14 protein-coding genes are annotated in these 16,703 nt (G+C 62.7%); 8 read left to right on the top strand and 6 right to left on the bottom strand.

All coding sequences use genetic code 11. The features are described 5' to 3' along the window. The 4 genes from VFL62_RS20365 to VFL62_RS20380 all read right to left on the bottom strand — a co-directional run. Positions 1 to 2,841, bottom strand: a 2,841-nt coding sequence (locus VFL62_RS20365; RefSeq protein ID WP_325174184.1) for an efflux RND transporter permease subunit, incomplete at its 3' end; no start/stop codon positions are given. Further along, entirely contained in the window at positions 2,841 to 3,752 is a 912-nt protein-coding gene (locus VFL62_RS20370) for an efflux RND transporter periplasmic adaptor subunit (RefSeq protein WP_325174185.1), read from the bottom strand. The genes VFL62_RS20365 and VFL62_RS20370, both read right to left, overlap by 1 nt. Before the next feature lie 58 nt (positions 3,753 to 3,810). Next, the gene (locus VFL62_RS20375) at positions 3,811 to 4,461 is read right to left on the bottom strand and encodes an OmpA family protein (protein ID WP_325174186.1); all 651 of its coding nucleotides are present in this window, start codon (positions 4,459 to 4,461) and stop codon (positions 3,811 to 3,813) included. A gap of 96 nt (positions 4,462 to 4,557) precedes the next feature. Further along, positions 4,558 to 6,066 (bottom strand): caspase family protein, encoded by a 1,509-nt coding sequence (locus VFL62_RS20380; RefSeq protein WP_325174187.1) that lies wholly within the window; start codon positions 6,064 to 6,066, stop codon positions 4,558 to 4,560. 352 nt (positions 6,067 to 6,418) lie between these two features. Between VFL62_RS20380 and VFL62_RS20385 the strand changes: the two genes are divergently transcribed. The 7 genes from VFL62_RS20385 (at position 6,419) to fahA (ending at position 13,265) form a co-directional block, all read left to right on the top strand. Beyond that, entirely contained in the window at positions 6,419 to 7,225 is an 807-nt protein-coding gene (locus VFL62_RS20385; protein ID WP_325174188.1) for an N-acyl homoserine lactonase family protein, read from the top strand. Between the two features lie 77 nt (positions 7,226 to 7,302). Then, a complete protein-coding gene (locus tag VFL62_RS20390) occupies positions 7,303 to 7,581 on the top strand; it encodes a Rid family hydrolase (RefSeq protein WP_325174189.1) in 279 nt (92 codons plus the stop codon). A gap of 81 nt (positions 7,582 to 7,662) precedes the next feature. Then, a complete protein-coding gene (locus VFL62_RS20395) occupies positions 7,663 to 9,291 on the top strand; it encodes an FAD-dependent oxidoreductase (RefSeq protein WP_325174190.1) in 1,629 nt (542 codons plus the stop codon). A gap of 7 nt (positions 9,292 to 9,298) precedes the next feature. After that, positions 9,299 to 9,523 (top strand): DUF2783 domain-containing protein, encoded by a 225-nt coding sequence (locus VFL62_RS20400; RefSeq protein WP_325174191.1) that lies wholly within the window; start codon positions 9,299 to 9,301, stop codon positions 9,521 to 9,523. 19 nt (positions 9,524 to 9,542) lie between these two features. Further along, positions 9,543 to 10,496: an MBL fold metallo-hydrolase gene (locus tag VFL62_RS20405; RefSeq protein ID WP_325174192.1), complete on the top strand. Its 954-nt coding sequence runs from the start codon at positions 9,543 to 9,545 to the stop codon at positions 10,494 to 10,496. A gap of 2 nt (positions 10,497 to 10,498) precedes the next feature. Beyond that, positions 10,499 to 11,845, top strand: coding sequence for a homogentisate 1,2-dioxygenase (gene hmgA / locus VFL62_RS20410; protein WP_325174193.1), 1,347 nt, complete (start codon positions 10,499 to 10,501; stop codon positions 11,843 to 11,845). Between the two features lie 151 nt (positions 11,846 to 11,996). Continuing rightward, positions 11,997 to 13,265 carry a fumarylacetoacetase gene (fahA, locus tag VFL62_RS20415; RefSeq protein WP_325174194.1) on the top strand — a complete coding sequence of 423 codons (1,269 nt, stop codon included), beginning with the start codon at positions 11,997 to 11,999 and terminating at the stop codon, positions 13,263 to 13,265. A gap of 9 nt (positions 13,266 to 13,274) precedes the next feature. On the opposite strand, the gene VFL62_RS20420 is transcribed toward fahA, so the two are convergent. Both VFL62_RS20420 and VFL62_RS20425 read right to left on the bottom strand, forming a co-directional pair. Further along, entirely contained in the window at positions 13,275 to 13,586 is a 312-nt protein-coding gene (locus VFL62_RS20420) for a DUF1272 domain-containing protein (protein ID WP_325174195.1), read from the bottom strand. A 12-nt stretch (positions 13,587 to 13,598) separates the two neighbouring features. Further along, positions 13,599 to 14,711, bottom strand: coding sequence for a CaiB/BaiF CoA transferase family protein (locus VFL62_RS20425; RefSeq protein WP_414644790.1), 1,113 nt, complete (start codon positions 14,709 to 14,711; stop codon positions 13,599 to 13,601). Positions 14,712 to 14,932: 221 nt separating this feature from the next. On the opposite strand from VFL62_RS20425, the gene VFL62_RS20430 reads away from it, so the two are divergent. After that, the coding region (locus VFL62_RS20430; RefSeq protein WP_325174197.1) for a HAMP domain-containing methyl-accepting chemotaxis protein at positions 14,933 to 16,703 on the top strand (1,771 nt) is incomplete at its 3' end.

A 16,703-nucleotide genomic window follows, 5' to 3' on the forward strand; every position in this document is an offset into this window, starting at 1 on the left:
GATCGGCCGTGCGCGCTTCTGGCCGGCATCCACGATCGCGGCGTCGCGCGCCATGCCGGCGTGAATCGATTCCACCGCGAAATCGACCAGCATGATCGCGTTCTTGGTGACGATGCCCATCAGCATCAGGATGCCGATCCACACCGGGATGGTGAGCTGCTTGCTCCCGGTCACGATCAACAGGAAGATCGCGCCGCCGATCGACAGCGGCAGCGAGAACAGGATCGTGATCGGCTGCAGGAAGGTCCCGAACAGCAGCACCAGCACTGCATAGACCATCATCAGCCCGGCGGTAATCGCGGTTTTGAAGCCGGTCTGCAGGTCAGCGATGTTGTCGGCATCGCCCGATTGCTTGATGCTGACGCCCTTCGGCAGGCTCTTCATCACAGGAAGTTCGTAGATCTTCTTGGTCGCATCGCCGAGCGCCGATGAGCCGACGAGATCGGCGGCGACGGTGGCCTGCCGCTCGCGGTCGTAACGGTTGATGCTGGTCGGCCCCTGGTCGAGCTTGATGTCGGCGACCACCGACAGCGGCACGCCGCCGCGCCCGCCGCCGAGCGGCACGCGCAACTGCTCGAGGATATTCAAATCGCCTCGCGCCGCGTCCTCAAGCTGAACCCGGATCGGCACCTGGCGATCGCCGGCGTCGAACTTGGCGAGCGCCGGGCCGACATCGCCGATCGTGGCGACGCGGATGGTTTCCGACAAGCTCTCGGTGGATACGCCGAGCCGCGCCGCGAGATCGGCGCGCGGCTGGATGCGCAGCTCCGGCCGGTCCAGCGACGTTTCCGAGATCACGTTGGCGATCAGCGGAATCCGCTTCATCTGGTTGGCGAGTTCGCTGGCGACGTTGTTGACGATGTTGCTGTCCGCACCGGTGACGACCAGCGAGATCGCGCGCAAGCCGTTTTCGTCGAGGAACCAGAACCTGATATCGGGAACGTTTTCGAGCTCCTTGCTGATCGACAGCTCGAGCTCGCGCTGGGTGATCTTGCGTTCGGTTTTCGGCGTGTAGTTGATGATCAGCGCTGCGCGGCGGACTTCGAACGTTCCCGGCGGCACCCGACCGCCGTCGACGAAGACATTTCGCACCTCCGGCCGCTTGCGCAGGCGCGCGACGATCTGTTCGGTGACCTTCTCGGTATAGCCGAGCTGAGAGCCGGGCGGCAGCTCCATCGCGAGTAGCGAGCGCGCGGTGTCCTGCGCCGGCAGGAAGCCTTGCGAGAGCAGCGAGATGCTACCGATTGAGGCGGCGAAGATGCCAAATCCGATCAGGACCGTGATCAGGTAGTGCTGGACCGACCAGGTGACGAGCCTGATATAGGCCTGAAGTATGCGGCCGGGCGGCGGGTCGTCGTGCGGATGGTCTTTTAGGAAATAGGCCGCAAGCACCGGCGTCACGAATCGCGCCGCAAGCAGCGAGAAGAACACCTGCACCGACACGGTGATGCCGAACTGCTTGAAGAACTGTCCTGCGATCCCCGACATGAAACTTGCCGGCGCAAAGATCGCGATAATCGTCAACGAGATCGCGATCACGGCCAGCCCGATTTCGTCGGCGGCCTCCAACGCGGCGCGGTATGGCGATTTGCCCATCCGCATGTGCCGCACGATATTCTCAATCTCGACGATGGCGTCGTCGACGAGAATGCCGGTCGACAGCGTGATGGCGAGGAAGCTGACAAGGTTGAGCGAAAAGCCGAGAATGTCCATCGCCCAGAACGCCGGGAAGATCGACAGCGGCAGCGAGATCGCGGCGATGATGGTGGCCCGGATATCGCGCAGGAACAAGAGCACGATGACGACGGCGAGGATGGCGCCCTCGAACAAGGTCGAAATCGCCGCTTCATAGTTGCCCTTGGTATACTCGACCGAGGTATCGATCAGCCTGAGATCCACTTCGGGATGCGCGATCTTCAAAGCGTCGATGCGCTTCTGCACGGCGGCAGCGACCACAACGTCGCTCGCGCCCTTCGAGCGCTTGATGCCGAGCGCCACGACCGGCTCGCCGTTGAAGCGCGCGAAGGTTCGGCGGTCGGCGATGGTGTCGGTGACGGTACCGAGATCGTCGAGCCTGACTTCGCCGCCGGTCGGCAGGCTGATCATGGTTCCGGCGAGTTCGTTGAGCGTCTTGGCGCCGGCCAGCGTGCGAATGGCCTGATCGTTCTTGCCGATTTCGGCGCGGCCGCCGGCGAGGTCGACATTGGTTCCGCGCAGGCGGCGCGAGACGTCGACCGCAGTCAGTCCGGCCGCCTGCAGGCGGTCCGGATCGAGCGAGACAAGAATCTCGCGCTCGACGCCGCCGATGCGTTCGACCTGGGCGACGTTACGCACGCCCTGCAGCGCGCGTTTGACGACGTCGTCGACGAAGTAAGACAGCTGCTCCGGCGTCTTGCCGGGCGAGATCGCCGCATAGGTGACGATCGGCAAGCCGATGACGTCGACGCGCTGGATCAAAGGTTCGTTGACGTTCTGCGGCAGGTTGGCGCGCACGCGCGTGACCGCGTCCTTGACGTCGTTCAACGCGCGATCGGTATTGGTTTCGAGCGCAAACTGAATCGTGGTTACCGACAATCCATCGGTAATCGACGATGAAATGTGCCGCACGCCTTCGACGCCCGACACGCCGTCTTCGATGGTCTTGGTGACCTGGGATTCAAGTTCCGCGGGCGCCGCGCCGAATTGCGAGACCGTCACGGAGATCACCGGGATATCGGCGCTCGGCAGTCGCGTGACTGCGAGCTTGGTGAAGCTGATCCAGCCGAGCACCAACAAGATGATCGAAAACACGGCGGATGGAAGTGGATGGCGGATCGACCAAGCCGAGATATTGAGAGCCATCAGCGCACCCGCGTTCGATCGAGGTCTTCGGCGAACATTGTCCTGATCCGGTCGCCATCGTGTAGCGAAGAGCCGGCATCAGCCACAACGATTTCGCCGACATCGAGGCCTTCAAGAATCTCGATTGAAGTATCCGACACGAGCCCAACCTTCACTTTTCGTGTCTCCACAGTATTTCCTTTGACCACTTGCACCGTAAGGTGGTCGATCGCCGTGCGCGGAATCGCGACGCCGCAGCTGCGTTTGGCATCGATGCTGGCCTGGGCAAACATCCCGATCTTGATGGCGGGATTGCCGGTCAGGGTGATGCGGACGTGACCGAGTTGGGTGTTGCGATCGATCTGCGGCACGACCTGCCGCAGACGGCCGACGATGTCAGGGCCGTTGTCGCGGCTGATTCGAACCGTCGCACCGGGGTTGAGTTTCATCATGTGAACCGCGGGGACTTCGGCATCAAGGTCGATCTCGTTGTTGACCGCAATTCGGAACATCGGTCCTGCCTGGGGTGAGGCGGGGGCGCCGACGATGGTGTTGACCTGGGTGACGAGGCCTGCAGCCGGAGCGCGCAGCGATACTGCCAGGCGCGCCGAATTGCCGGTCCCCGATGGCGGGATCAGCCGCGCCAGTTCCTGGTTTTCGGCAACCGTCTCACCTTCGCGGACCAGCACGTCGGCAACTTTCGCGCCTTCCTGATCCACCGACACCACCGCTTCACGGCGCGGCACCGCAAATCCGGTCACCCGCACCAGATCGGAGAAGCAGGCGTTGGTGGATTTGGTGACGACAACCAGCGCATTGGCCGATGCTCCCTCCTCGGGGCGGGACCGGTGCTCGAACGCGTACCATCCGATCCCCAGGACTACGAAGAGCGCGACGGCCAGCAAAGGTCTCAGGTATCGGGATAAATTCATTGCCGGGCTCGGCGCTCCCTCATCGGGCGTACAAAGGTCAAATTATTTCAGCGAACGTTTATTTCGAGGCGGTGGTCTTGTTTTCCATGTTGACGACCTGCACGCGGCGATTCACCTCGGCCAGTGGATTGGCCGGGTCCTTCAACTTGGTCTTGCCATAGCCGACCGTGACGAGATTGGCAGCGGGAATGCTGGCCTTTTCGACCAGATAACGCTTGATCGAATCAGCCCGCCGTTCCGACAGGTCCTGATTGTAGGCCTCCCCGCCGGCGGCGTCAGTGTGGCCCGCCAGTACAAAGGTCGATCCTTTCAGGTCGGAGCTTGCCAGCGCCCGGCCCAGCGCCTGGACCGAGGGCAGCGACTTAGCGCTGATCCGGTCGGAGTTGTAGTCGAAGTTGATTTCCAGATCGATCTTCGGCTTGTCCCTGACGACAGCGGCAATCTGTTCGCGCTCTCCCATCGACAACGAGTGCGAGGGCCGGTTGCGGAGCGATTGCAGGAATTTGCTCTCTGCATCAGTTGAAGATGGTGTCTGTGCCGGTGGTCCCATCGAAAGGCCGCGGGTGAGCGGCAGCTTCTCCGGTGTCAGCGCCCTGAGAATCTGGTCCTCGGTCACGTCCTCGGCCCTGGCGGCGTGAAACGAAAGCGCGCCAATCGCAACCAGCGAAAAAACCGCGACGGAGGCGCGCCTCGCCGATCTGCCGAACATTGCCAATTCTCCTTCAGGGACGTAGTCGCGTGAGACGTGAGATCAGTTCAGAGCTGGCATCGGCAGGTGCCTTGGCCGGTCTTGCGCCGAGTTGTCTCAGCGCACGCCGTAGTCCGCAAATTCCTTGACGATGTTCGGGTCCATCGCCTTCGCATTATTGATATCGACTTCGCCGTCCGAAACGGCGCCACTGCGCTGTCTGGCCAAACCGCGCCCATATAGCGAGGAGGTGAGCCGCGGATTTATCTTGAGGGCGGCGTCGAAATCGGCGATGGCGTTCTTGGTCATTCCACTCTTCAGGTTGACCAATCCGCGGCTGTCGAGAGCGTCGACGAAGTTCGGACGCAGCCGAAGCGCCTCGTTACAGTCTCTCAACGCTGACTGCAGCTCGCCAACCACGGCACGGACCCAGCACCGGTTGTTGTAAGCTTCGACATCCTTGGGGTTGAGACGGATGGTATCGCCGAAATCCTTGATCGCAAAATCGTAGGCGCCCTTGCTGGCATAGACCTGGCCGCGGCGGTACAGAGCACCAGAGTCGTCCGGATTTTCCGCGATCTTCTGATTCAGCATCTTGATGGTCGGATCATCGGCGAGCGCAGGCGGGGCCGGGGTCGGCGGTTCGTTGTTGGGACGGACCGCCGGCGGCGGCGGAATTGGCAAGGTGTCGACCTTGGGCAGCTCGGCCTTTGGCGGCTCAGCCTTTGGTAACTCGGCTTTGGGCGGTTCGGTCTTGGGTGGTTCGGTCTTGGGCGGTTCTGACTTGGGCGCCTCGGCTTTGGACGGCGCGGATGGTTGCGCTGGCGGCGGCTCGGCGGCCGGCTGTTGCGGAAGCGCCGCGACCGCCTTTGCGCCCGGGATGAAAGAGAAGTCTTCCGCGAGCGATGACGAAATCCACGGCACCTGCTCGCTCCGCGAGGCACGGGTCACGCCGACGCGGGTGCGATTGAGCGTCTCCTCCGCCATCAGGTCGGGGACCCGAATTTCCTTGAGCAACTCCTGAACGAACAGGCTGTGGTCACCACCGTTGTCGGACATGACGGAGCTGAGCGCGGCCGAATACATCACCAGCGAGCCGTTCGGCGCAATCACCGGCGCAAGTCCGGCGGAGAAGCTGCGAAAGCGGCGTTCATAAGGATTGCGGCGCGAGGCGTCGATCAGCGCGATCTTGACGCCGGCGCCGCGGTTGTTGAATTCGCCCAGCACGGTTTCGAGGCTGATGCCATCGCGCCGGACATCCGCCTCGGTCCAGATCTGGGCGTCGACCGGGATCATGAAGCTCTGGCGGTTGGACTGAATGCCGAAGCCGCTGAAGAAAATCAGCGCCACATTCCCCGGCTTGATGCGGCCATAGAGCCGTTCGAGGGCTTTGTGCATGCCGTCGGCGGTGAGGTTCTCGCCGATGTCGACCGTGAATCCATCCCGCTTGAGCTCCTCGGCGACGCTACGGGCGTCATTGACCGGCTCCTTCAGCGGCGCATCGGCATCGGGGTATTTGGCGTTGCCGATGACGAGCGCGAGGCGGTCTGCAGCCGTCGCATCCGACGGGGCAATCGGCGCCAGCAAGCATACCAAGAGAGCCAGCAATGAAAGGCGGATCGTCATTCTGCTCCCGTCCAGCCAATTTCCGAAGTCAGTTCAGGCACTAAGCGCCCGCCCCAAGCTCGCGCGCGGCGACAACTTTATCTCACGAAAATCGCATTATCAAACCGCGCACCTCTCGGGTGTCAACCGCCGCCGACGGCGCAAATCGCCGCGCACGACGATCAACATGGACTCCTGCGCCTTGTCCCGCGACAAGGCGCCCCGGGTGTCATCGCCTCGACACATGGCCGTTGGCCGCCATTTTCATCTGCTTAAGTGGATTTGACATTCGTACCATGACCGGCCAGCGGTTTGACCTTTTGGCAGGGTGATGGCTTGCTGGGGGCGGTCTAAACAACAAGAAGCTGAACCGATGGAAACGACCTACGAGATCTATGCGCTCCGCTACGCGACCATGTCGCCGCGCACCCCCAACATGAACTACATCACGCCCGACCCGCACGAGACGGCGGCGTCCGACCTCGATTATTTTGTCTGGCTGGTTCGTGGCGGTGGACGCAACATTCTGGTCGATACCGGCTTCAATGCGGAAGAAGCGACGGCGCGAAGCCGCAAGATCACGCTCAATCCGGCCGAGGCGCTGGGGCGCTTTGGCGTCAATCCCGATGCGATCGGCGATGTCATCGTCACCCATCTGCACTATGACCATGCCGGCAATCTCGACCTGTTTCCGAGGGCGCGCTTTCATCTGCAAGAACGCGAGATGAGCTACGCCACAGGCCGCTGCATGTGCTTCGGCGCACTCCGTCATCCGTTTTCAGTCGAGCATGTGACCCTGATGGTGCGCCATGTTTACGGCGAGCGCGTGACCTTCTACGCGGGCGATGGCGAAGTCGCGCCCGGCGTTACCGTGCATCATGTCGGCGGTCATTCGGACGGCCTGCAGGTCGTGCGGGTCGCAACCGCGCGCGGCCCGGTCGTGCTGGCTTCCGATGCGGCGCATTTTTACGGCAATCTCCATCGTCGCAGCCCGTTTCCGATCGTCTACAATATCGGCGACATGTGCGCGGGTTGGGAGAAGGTCGAGCGCCTCGCCGGCCATCCCGACCGCATCATTCCCGGTCACGATCCGCTGGTCGCCGAAATCTACCCGCGTGCCGGCGACAAGACCGATGCCTTCGCACTGCATCAGGCGCCGTCGCGCTCGTTTGCCAAGTAGGCTGGTGTGAAATGATTACCCGCTTTCCAGGTTTGACGCCGACACGGAGCCGCGCCGTCGTTCACGGCGACCTCGTAATGACAGTGGCGGTCGCGCCCGACCCGGTTGCGCCGTTGATGTATGAGCAAACCCAGAAGGCGCTGGCACGGATCGACGAGGGCCTGGCGCTGTGCGGGACCGATAAGAGCAAGATTCTCTCGGCCATCGTCTATATCAACGGCATGGCGCTGAAGAGCGAGATGAACCGCGCCTGGGACGAATGGGTGGACAGGGCCAACCCGCCGATGCGGGCCTGCATCGGTGTCGAGCTGGAGCCCCCGCACATCGTCGAGATCGTCGTGACGGCGGTGAAGTGAACGCGGCTTGCGGCTTTCCGGATGCTCGCGGCGTCTGCTAGTCTGCCGGCACCGGTTCCCTCTCATCAGGGCAGGGAGCAGATGGCACCAGATAAAAGCCAATCCGACTTGCAGGCCAAAACCCGGTTTGGCTACCGCCGCCATGCAGATCAGGATAGTGCTGAGATTGCCATGCATCCGGTGGTCGTGGTCGGCGCCGGTCCGGTCGGATTGTCGCTTGCGATCGACCTTGCCCAGCGCGGACAGAGGGTGGTGCTGCTCGACGACGCCGACCGGATCGGCGAGGGTTCACGCGCAATCTGCTTCTCGAAACGCTCGCTTGAATTCTGGGACCGGCTCGGTGTCGGCCAGCGCATGGTCGACAAGGGCGTGGTCTGGCAGATCGGCAAGATCTTTCACGGCCCCTCGCTGCTCTACCAATTCGATCTGCTGCCCGAACAAGGGCACAAGCGGCCGGCTTTCATCAATCTCCAGCAATTCTATGCCGAAGCCTATCTGGTCGATCGCGTAATGGAGCTGCCGGACATCTCCCTGCGCTGGCGCAACCGGGTGGCCGGGCTAGAACAACGCAACGATCACGCGGTCCTGTCGATCGACACGCCTGACGGGACGTATCGCATCGCAGCCAAATATGTCGTCGCTTGCGACGGCGCGCGCTCGTCGCTGCGGCAGATGGTGGGCGCGGACTTTGCCGGGCAGGTGTTCGAAGACCAGTTCCTGATCGCCGACGTCAAGATGACAGCCGAATTTCCAACGGAACGCTGGTTCTGGTTCGATCCGCCATTTCATGCCGGACGATCGGCGCTGCTGCACAAGCAGCCGGACGATGTCTGGCGCATCGACTTGCAGCTCGATCGCAACGCCGATCCGCTGATCGAGAAGCGGCCGGAAAATGTCCGGCCGCGCATTGCGCGCATGCTCGGCCACGATCAGTTCGATTTCGAGTGGATCTCACTCTACAAATTCCAGTGCCGGCGCATGGCGCGGTTCATCCACGGCCGGGTGATCTTTGCCGGCGATGCTGCCCATCAGGTTTCGCCGTTTGGAGCGCGGGGCGCCAATTCGGGGCTTGAGGATGCGGAAAATCTCGGCTGGAAGCTCGATCGCGTGCTGCGCGGGGCTTCGCCCGAAACGCTGCTCGACAGCTACCACATCGAGCGCAGCCAGGCGGCGGACGAAAACATCCGCGAATCCACCCGCTCGACCGATTTCATGGCGCCGAATTCGCCCGTTGAGGCGCGGTTGCGCAAGGCGGTGCTGTCGCTCGCCAAGGAAACCGAATTCGCCAAGCGCATGGTCAATGGTGGCCGGCTGTCGGTGCCGTCGGTCTACGACACGCCACTGTCAACGCCGGATGGCGGCGGCTGGCGCAGCGGTCCATGCCCGGGCGCCTCGATGCTCGACGTTCCGATCGCCCGGGGCGGCAGTGGGACCGAATATCTCACCGATGCGTTCCTGAAATGCGGCCGGCGGTTCACGCTTCTTGAATTTGCCAACGGCTCGGCAATTGAGCCACCCGGCGACGTCGGCGTGATCAGGATTGGCGACCGCCGCGACGCCGATTTCGCAAGCCTGGCCGCTCTGCGCTATGATGCCGAGCCTGGCACGGCCTATCTGCTGCGCCCGGACGGTTATGTCGCCGCGCGTTTCCGCAGGCCCACGCGTGAGGCAATCGACGCTGCGCTAGCGCGTGCATCGAGCAACAGTTGAGGGTGTTATGGCGTTATTGACCCGCTCGAACTTTGAAAAGCCGGACGATGCCTTCCGCGCCATCGTCGAGGCCCATCACGGCTTGAGCGATGAGGCGAGCGCCGATCTCGACGCGGCGCTGGTACTCATCCTCGCCAACCACATCGGCGACCTCGAGGTCTTGCGCGAGGCCATTGAGCTGGCAAAACGGCGGATGCTGGAAGCGAGCCAGCAACAGCAGCAACAACAATAACGAAATGGGATTGGAAGCGATGGCCAAGGGATTTGCATCGACAGCCGACATGGCCGAGAAGAAGGTCACTTTCTCTGAAATAGGAACGGATCTCTACGCCTTTACGGCCGAGGGCGATCCGAATTCGGCGGTCATCGTCGGAGAAGACGGCTGCCTCGTCTTCGACGCGCAGGCGACCCCGGCGATGGCGCAAAAGGTGATCGAGCGCGTCCGTTCGGTGACCGACAAGCCGATCAAATATGTCGTGCTGTCGCATTATCACGCGGTGCGCGTGCTCGGCGCATCCGCCTATCACGCGCAGGCGGTCGTCGCATCCGAAGAGACGCGGCGGCTCGTGGCGGAGCGGGGTCAGCAGGACTGGGATTCGGAATATGGCCGCTTCCCCCGTTTGTTTCAGGACGCCCAGAGTATTCCCGGACTGACCTGGCCGACGCTGACCTTCGAAGGCGAGATGTCGATCTTTCTCGGCAAGCGCGAGGTGCGCCTGATGCAACTCGGCGCCGGGCACACGTCCGGCGACATCGTCGCCTGGGTGCCGGACGCGGAGGTGATGTTCTCCGGCGACCTGATCGAATATCATTCGGCCTGTTATTGCGGCGACGCCTATTTGCGCGAATGGCCGTCGACCCTGAACGAAATCCGTGCCTTCAATCCCAAGGCGATCGCGCCGGGCCGCGGCGATGCGCTCAAGGGCCTGTCCACGACGCGCGAGGCCATCGCCATGACGCGCGATTTTGTATCGACGCTTTATGGCGCGGCGGAAGCCTCCGTCGCCAAGGGACGCAGCCTCAAGGATGCGATGGCGGCGGCGCGCGAGGTGATGGACCCGAAATTCTCGAGTTTTGCGATTTACGAGCACTGCCTGCCGTTTAATGTCTCGCGTGCTTTCGACGAGGCTTCCGGGATCGACGATCCCGTGATCTGGACCGACAAGCGGGACCGGGAAATGTGGGCCGCCCTGCAAGGAGAATGACGATGAACATCAATACCTCTCCTGATGCCGTCTCTCGCAGCTCCGCTGACCTGACGCCGGGCTACATGTCCGGCTTCGGCAACAGTTTTGAGACCGAGGCGCTGCCCGGCGCGCTGCCGATCGGGCGCAATTCGCCGCAGCGTTGCGCCTATGGGCTCTACGCCGAGCAATTGTCCGGCTCGCCGTTCACCGCGCCGCGCGGCAGCAACGAGCGCTCCTGGCTCTATCGGATAAGGCCGTCCGTTCGACATTCCGGTCGTTTCGAAAAGGTCGATATTGGTCTGTGGCGAACCGCGCCTTGCCATGAGCAGGACATGACGATCGGCCAATTGCGCTGGGATCCGGCGCCGATCCCCGACCAGGAGATGACGTTCCTTGAGGGCGTGCAGACCATGACCACCGCGGGCGATGCCGCGACGCAAGCCGGCATGGCGGCGCACGTGTTTCTGATCACCCGGTCGATGGTCGATCAGCACTTCTATAATGCCGACGGCGAAATGCTGTTCGTCCCTCAACAGGGCAAGTTGCGCTTCGTCACCGAATTCGGGCGCATCGATATCGAGCCGGGCGAGATCGCGGTGATTCCGCGCGGGGTGAAATTTCGCGTCGAGCTCACCGCGGGGCCGGCGCGCGGTTATCTCTGTGAGAATTACGGCGGCGCCTTCACGTTGCCGGAGCGCGGCCCGATCGGCGCCAATTGCCTCGCCAATGCACGCGATTTTCTGACGCCGGTTGCAGCCTACGAAGACAAGGAAACGCCGACCGAGCTGTTCGTGAAATGGGGCGGCGTGCTGTTCAAGACCAGACTGCCGCATTCGCCGATCGACGTGGTGGCCTGGCACGGCAATTACGCACCTTATAAATATGATTTGCGACGTTTCTCGCCGGTCGGTGCGATCGGTTTCGACCATCCGGATCCGTCGATCTTCACCGTGCTGACCTCGCCGTCGGAAACCGCCGGCACCGCGAATATCGATTTCGTGATCTTTCCGGAGCGATGGGCGGTCGCCGAAAATACCTTCCGCCCGCCCTGGTATCACATGAACATCATGTCGGAATTCATGGGCCTGATTTACGGCGTCTACGACGCCAAGCCGCAAGGTTTCACGCCTGGCGGCATCAGCCTGCACAACATGATGTTGCCGCATGGCCCCGACCGCGAAGCTTTCGATCATGCCAGCAACGGCGAACTCAAGCCGGTCAAACTCGCCGGCACCATGGCCTTTATGTTCGAGACGCGATTTCCGCAGCGGGTCACGGCGCATGCCGCGTCATCGCAGACGTTGCAGGATGATTATGCGGATTGCTGGAAGGGGCTGGAAAAGCGGTTCGATCCGAAGAAGCCGTGAATTCGCATCAGTAATTCGAATTCGCCGTCATTCCGGGATGGCCCGAAGGCCAGACCCCGGAATCTCGAGATTCTCAGGCGCACAATTGTGCGCCATAGTTCGATGCTCACGCATCGCCCGGAATGACGGCCTCGAACAGGCAAGGTCAGACATGCCCCATCCCAACGACCCCGCGCTTCGCTCCTTCATCCCGGTCGATAGCGAATCGGATTTTCCGATCCAGAATCTGCCCTACGGCGTGTTCTCCGCGCATGGCCTTGCGCCGCGCATCGGGGTTGCGATCGGCGATTACGTGCTCGATCTCTGGGAACTCGAGCAGGATGGCCGGCTTCAGGTCGAGCCTGGTACGTTTTCCGCCCCTGCGCTGAATGGGTTCATGTCGCAGGGACCGCAGGTCTGGGCACGTACGCGCGCGCGGCTCAGCGAGCTCTTGCGTCACGACCATGGCGAGCTGCGCGACAGCGAGGAGCTGCGCAAGCGGGCCGTGGTGCCGATGCGTGAGGCGAAGCTGCACATGCCGTTTCACGTCGCTGGCTTTACCGATTTCTATTCGTCAAAGGAGCACGCCACAAACGTCGGTGCCATGTTCCGCGGCAAGGACAACGCGCTGCAGCCGAACTGGCTGCATATGCCGATCGGCTATAACGGCCGCGCCTCGACCGTCGTGGTGTCCGGCACTAGAGTGCGGCGTCCGCGCGGGCAACTGAAGCCGCCAGGTGCGGAGAACCCGAGCTTTGGTCCGAGCAAGCGGCTCGATTTCGAGCTCGAAATGGGCGCCGTGATCGGACAGGCCTCGCCGATAGGCGGCATGCTGACCGAAGCGCAGGCGCAGGCGATGATCTTCGGCTTTGTGCTCGTGAACGACTGGAGCGCGCGCGACATCCAGCAATGGGAATATGTGCCGCTCGGCCCGTTCCAGGGCAAGGCGTTCGCGACCTCGATCAGCCCATGGGTGGTCACGTCGGCGGCGCTGGAGCCGTTTCGATGCGAGGGACCTGCGCAAACGCCGCCCCCGCTGTCATATCTGCAGCAGGCGGCGCCCAACAACTACGACATCGAACTCGAGGTTGGCTTGCGCGCGGCTTCGATGAACAAGCCGGCACGGATCTGCCGGAGCAATTTCAAATACATGTACTGGTCTTCGGTGCAGCAATTGATGCATCACGCCTCTTCCGGCTGCGCGATGAATGTCGGCGATCTCTTAGGCAGCGGCACCATTTCCGGCCCGGAAAAAGGCCAGCGCGGCAGCCTGCTCGAGATTTCCTGGAACGGCACCGAACCCCTCGCACTGGCCGACGGCGTTGCCAGGACGTTTCTCGAGGATGGAGATTCGCTGACGATGCGCGGCTGGTGTCAGGGTGACGGCTACCGCGTTGGCTTCGGCGAGGTCGAGGGAACGATCCTGCCTGCGGAATCATGACGCGCCGTCTCAGCGCTGCTCGGGCGGAATATCCCTGATGCGTGTCGAATGCGCGGCGATATCCTCAAGCTCGTATTTGAGGTGAACGCGCTTGGTCGAGGCTGGATGATGGCTGACCGAAACGCCCGGCCGCCATTCGTGCACGGGACGGATCGGGCGCGGAACAAAGCCGCCGCCGCAGTTCGGACAGACGTTATCCAGTTTTTCGTCGGCGCAAGCTGCGCAGAACGTGCATTCGTAGCTGCAAATGCGCGCGTCGAGCGAATGCGGCGGCAGGTCCTTGTCGCAATATTCGCAGTTCGGCCGGAGTTGCAGCGCCATGATCGTTTCCTGCTATGTTCCCGCCCGCCAGGCTTTGATGATATCGACGATATCAGATTTCGCGGTTTCGCGAATGACCGATGGTGTTCGTGAAAAGCGCGGCGCCGGCGCAGGCTGGATCGTCCCATGGCGTTCGACAAACGTGTGTCGCGCCGCCATGTGCGGGTGCAGCGGGGCTTCCGACAGGCTCAACACCGGCGCGAAGCAGATGTCGGTGCCTTCCATGATGTTGCACCACTCCTCGCGGGTCTTGCTCTTGAAGATCGCGGCCAGCTTCTGTTTCAGCGCCGGCCAGGCCTCGCGATCCATCTGCGCATCGAACGCCGGATCCGACAGGCCGGCGCGCTGGCGCAGCAGCGCATAGAATTGCGGTTCGATCGACCCGATCGAGATGAAGTGACCGCAGGCACATTCATAGACGCCGTAAAAATGCGCGCCGCCGTCGATAAAGTTGCTTTCTCGCCCGTCGGCCCAGCGCCCCGCGGCCATGAAGTCGAAAAACATCGTCATCAGCGACGCCGCGCCGTCGCACATCGCGGCATCGACGACCTGTCCCTTGCCGGATTGCCTGGCTTCGAGCAGCGCAGCGAGCACCCCGACGACGAGATAAAGCGCCCCGCCGCCGAAATCGCCGACTAGATTGAGCGGCGGTACCGGCCTTTCGGCGGGACCGATCGCAGCGAGCGCGCCGGTCACAGAGATATAATTAATGTCGTGACCGGCGGCCTGCGCCAGCGGGCCGTGCTGGCCCCATCCGGTCATGCGTCCATAAACCAGGCGCGGATTCCGCGCGTGAACTGCGTCGGGGCCGAGCCCGAGCCGCTCCATGACGCCAGGTCGAAAGCCTTCGATCAGGGCATCGGCATGCTCGAGCAGGTCGAGGACCCGACCGCGCGCAGCCTCATCCTTGAGATCGAGTTCGACGATGCGCCGCCCGCGTCCCGTCGCCGATTTTTGGTTCTTGTTGGCGTTCAGCCGGTCGAAGGTGATGACGTCGGCGCCCATGTCGGCCAACATCATGCAGGCGAAAGGTCCGGGACCGATGCCGGCAAACTCAACGACCCGCAGACCTGTCAACGGGCCCGAACTTGCGGTCGCAGTCTGAGGGGCCGGAGCGTCGGGCACTTTGTTTACCATGTACCCGTCACGGGATGAGGGATCGCCAATAGTTCGTCAAACGGCCGATATCCGTCAACGGGTGACCGATGCGGCCTGAAGGCCGGCGTTTTCGCCCGCTCGTCCCGCACCTGCGGTTTACGGCCTCTTATTCATTCTATTCTAGGTTTCCGGTTACCGGGACTCCTGAAAGCGAGGCCCGGCAGCGCAATGGCGGCAGGGGGTCCGGGGTGAGGTTCTTAAGAGGTGTCAAGCTGCAATTTGCGGTGCCAAAGCTGCCTGCCTTGAGGTTCCGCGGAAAAATCAGTCTCGGCTTTGCCGTGGTGCTCGCCGTTTCCGCTGTCAGCATGGGGTTCGCCTATCTCGGCTTCGGCCGGGTTCTGGATGGCGTCGCCGCGTATCGCGCAAGCGTCACCGAATCAGATCTGGCGCAGAACATCGATCGGGAGCTGCTCTCCTACCGGGCGCTGGCCCGGTATTACGTCGTGACCGGAAAGGAAGAGGATGCCAAGGCGGCGCTTGCGGCGGAAGGTGCGCTGAAGGGCGCCATCGACCAGTCGATGAAGAGCACGACCAATCCGGCGCGCATCAATCAGGTGACGCGCCTGGCGCGCGAATTCCACGCCTTCACCAAGATCTTCGCCGACGTCGTGAAATCCAAGCGCGACAGCGAACTGGTCAGCCAGAACCAGTTGATGCGCAGCGGCAACCTGCTGCGCTACAAGCTCGACGACCTGCCGAGCGGGGTCGAGGACGACTCAGAGCTTGCAGCGGTTACCTTGGCCAGCAAGAAGGTGGCGGCGCAGTTCCAGACCGCGGCAGCGCTCTCCAATACGTTCCTGGTCAATTCCGACCAATCGGTTGCCGCAAGCGCGGTCGCGCGTCTCAAATTTGTCGAGACGGCGTTGCAGGCCATTCCCGCCAAGGACCCGAAGGTCGCGCAGGCGATCAAGGACGCGGCGGTCCAGCTCGAGGAGTATCGCAAGGCGCTCACCAAGCTGATCGATAACGCCAAGGAAGTTGACGAGCTCTCGGTCGAGATGGCGGATTCCACAGCCGCGATCCTGAAGGCGTCGAACGCCATGAAGGCGGATCTGCTTGCCGACCAGCAGCGGCTCGACGCCGAATCCAGTGCGACCATCAGCGAAACGCAGCACCTGATCGTGATGCTCGCGATCGGCAGCATCGTGCTCGGCGGAGTGCTGGCGCTGCTGCTGGGGACGGGAATGTCGCGGCCGATGACCGCGATGTGCAAGGCCATGCGCGAGCTCGCAAGCGGAAACTTCGACGTGGTGCTTCCGGGCCTCGGCCGCAAGGATGAACTCGGCGAGATGGCCGCCGCCGTCGAAGAATTCAAGATTCAGGCGGTCGCCAAGGCGGAACGCGATGCGGCTGAGCTTGATCGCCAGAACCAGGCCGCCGCCGCCGGTCGGCGCGCCGAACTGATACGTTTCGCCGACGAATTCGAAGCCGCCGTTGGCGGCATCGTCGCCAGTGTTTCTGCCTCGGCCCATCAGCTCGAGGCCTCCGCCGGAACGCTCACGCGGACCGCGGAGACCACGCAGGATCTTTCAGGCCAGGCCGCGGGCGCATCAGAGCATGCCTCCAGCAGCATGCAGTCGATTGCGTCCGCAACGGAAGAGCTTTCAGCATCGGTGGACGAAATCGGCAGACAGGCACAGGAGTCCAACCGGATTGCCGAGGCCGCCGTGGTTCAGGCCGAACAGACCGACGGACGTATCGGCAAGCTGTCGCGGGCCGCGCAGGAAATCGGTGATGTGGTCAAGCTGATCACGGCGATTGCCGAACAGACCAATCTTCTGGCGCTCAATGCTACGATCGAGGCAGCCCGCGCCGGCGATGCCGGCCGTGGATTTGCCGTGGTGGCCTCGGAGGTCAAGTCGCTGGCGAGCCAGACCGCGAAGGCGACCGAGGAGATCGCGGCGCAAGTCGCCTCGATCCAGCAGGCGACGCGCGGCACCGCCGGCGCCATCGAGGGCA

This window comes from Bradyrhizobium sp., assembly GCF_035701725.1.
Lineage (GTDB): Bacteria > Pseudomonadota > Alphaproteobacteria > Rhizobiales > Xanthobacteraceae > Bradyrhizobium.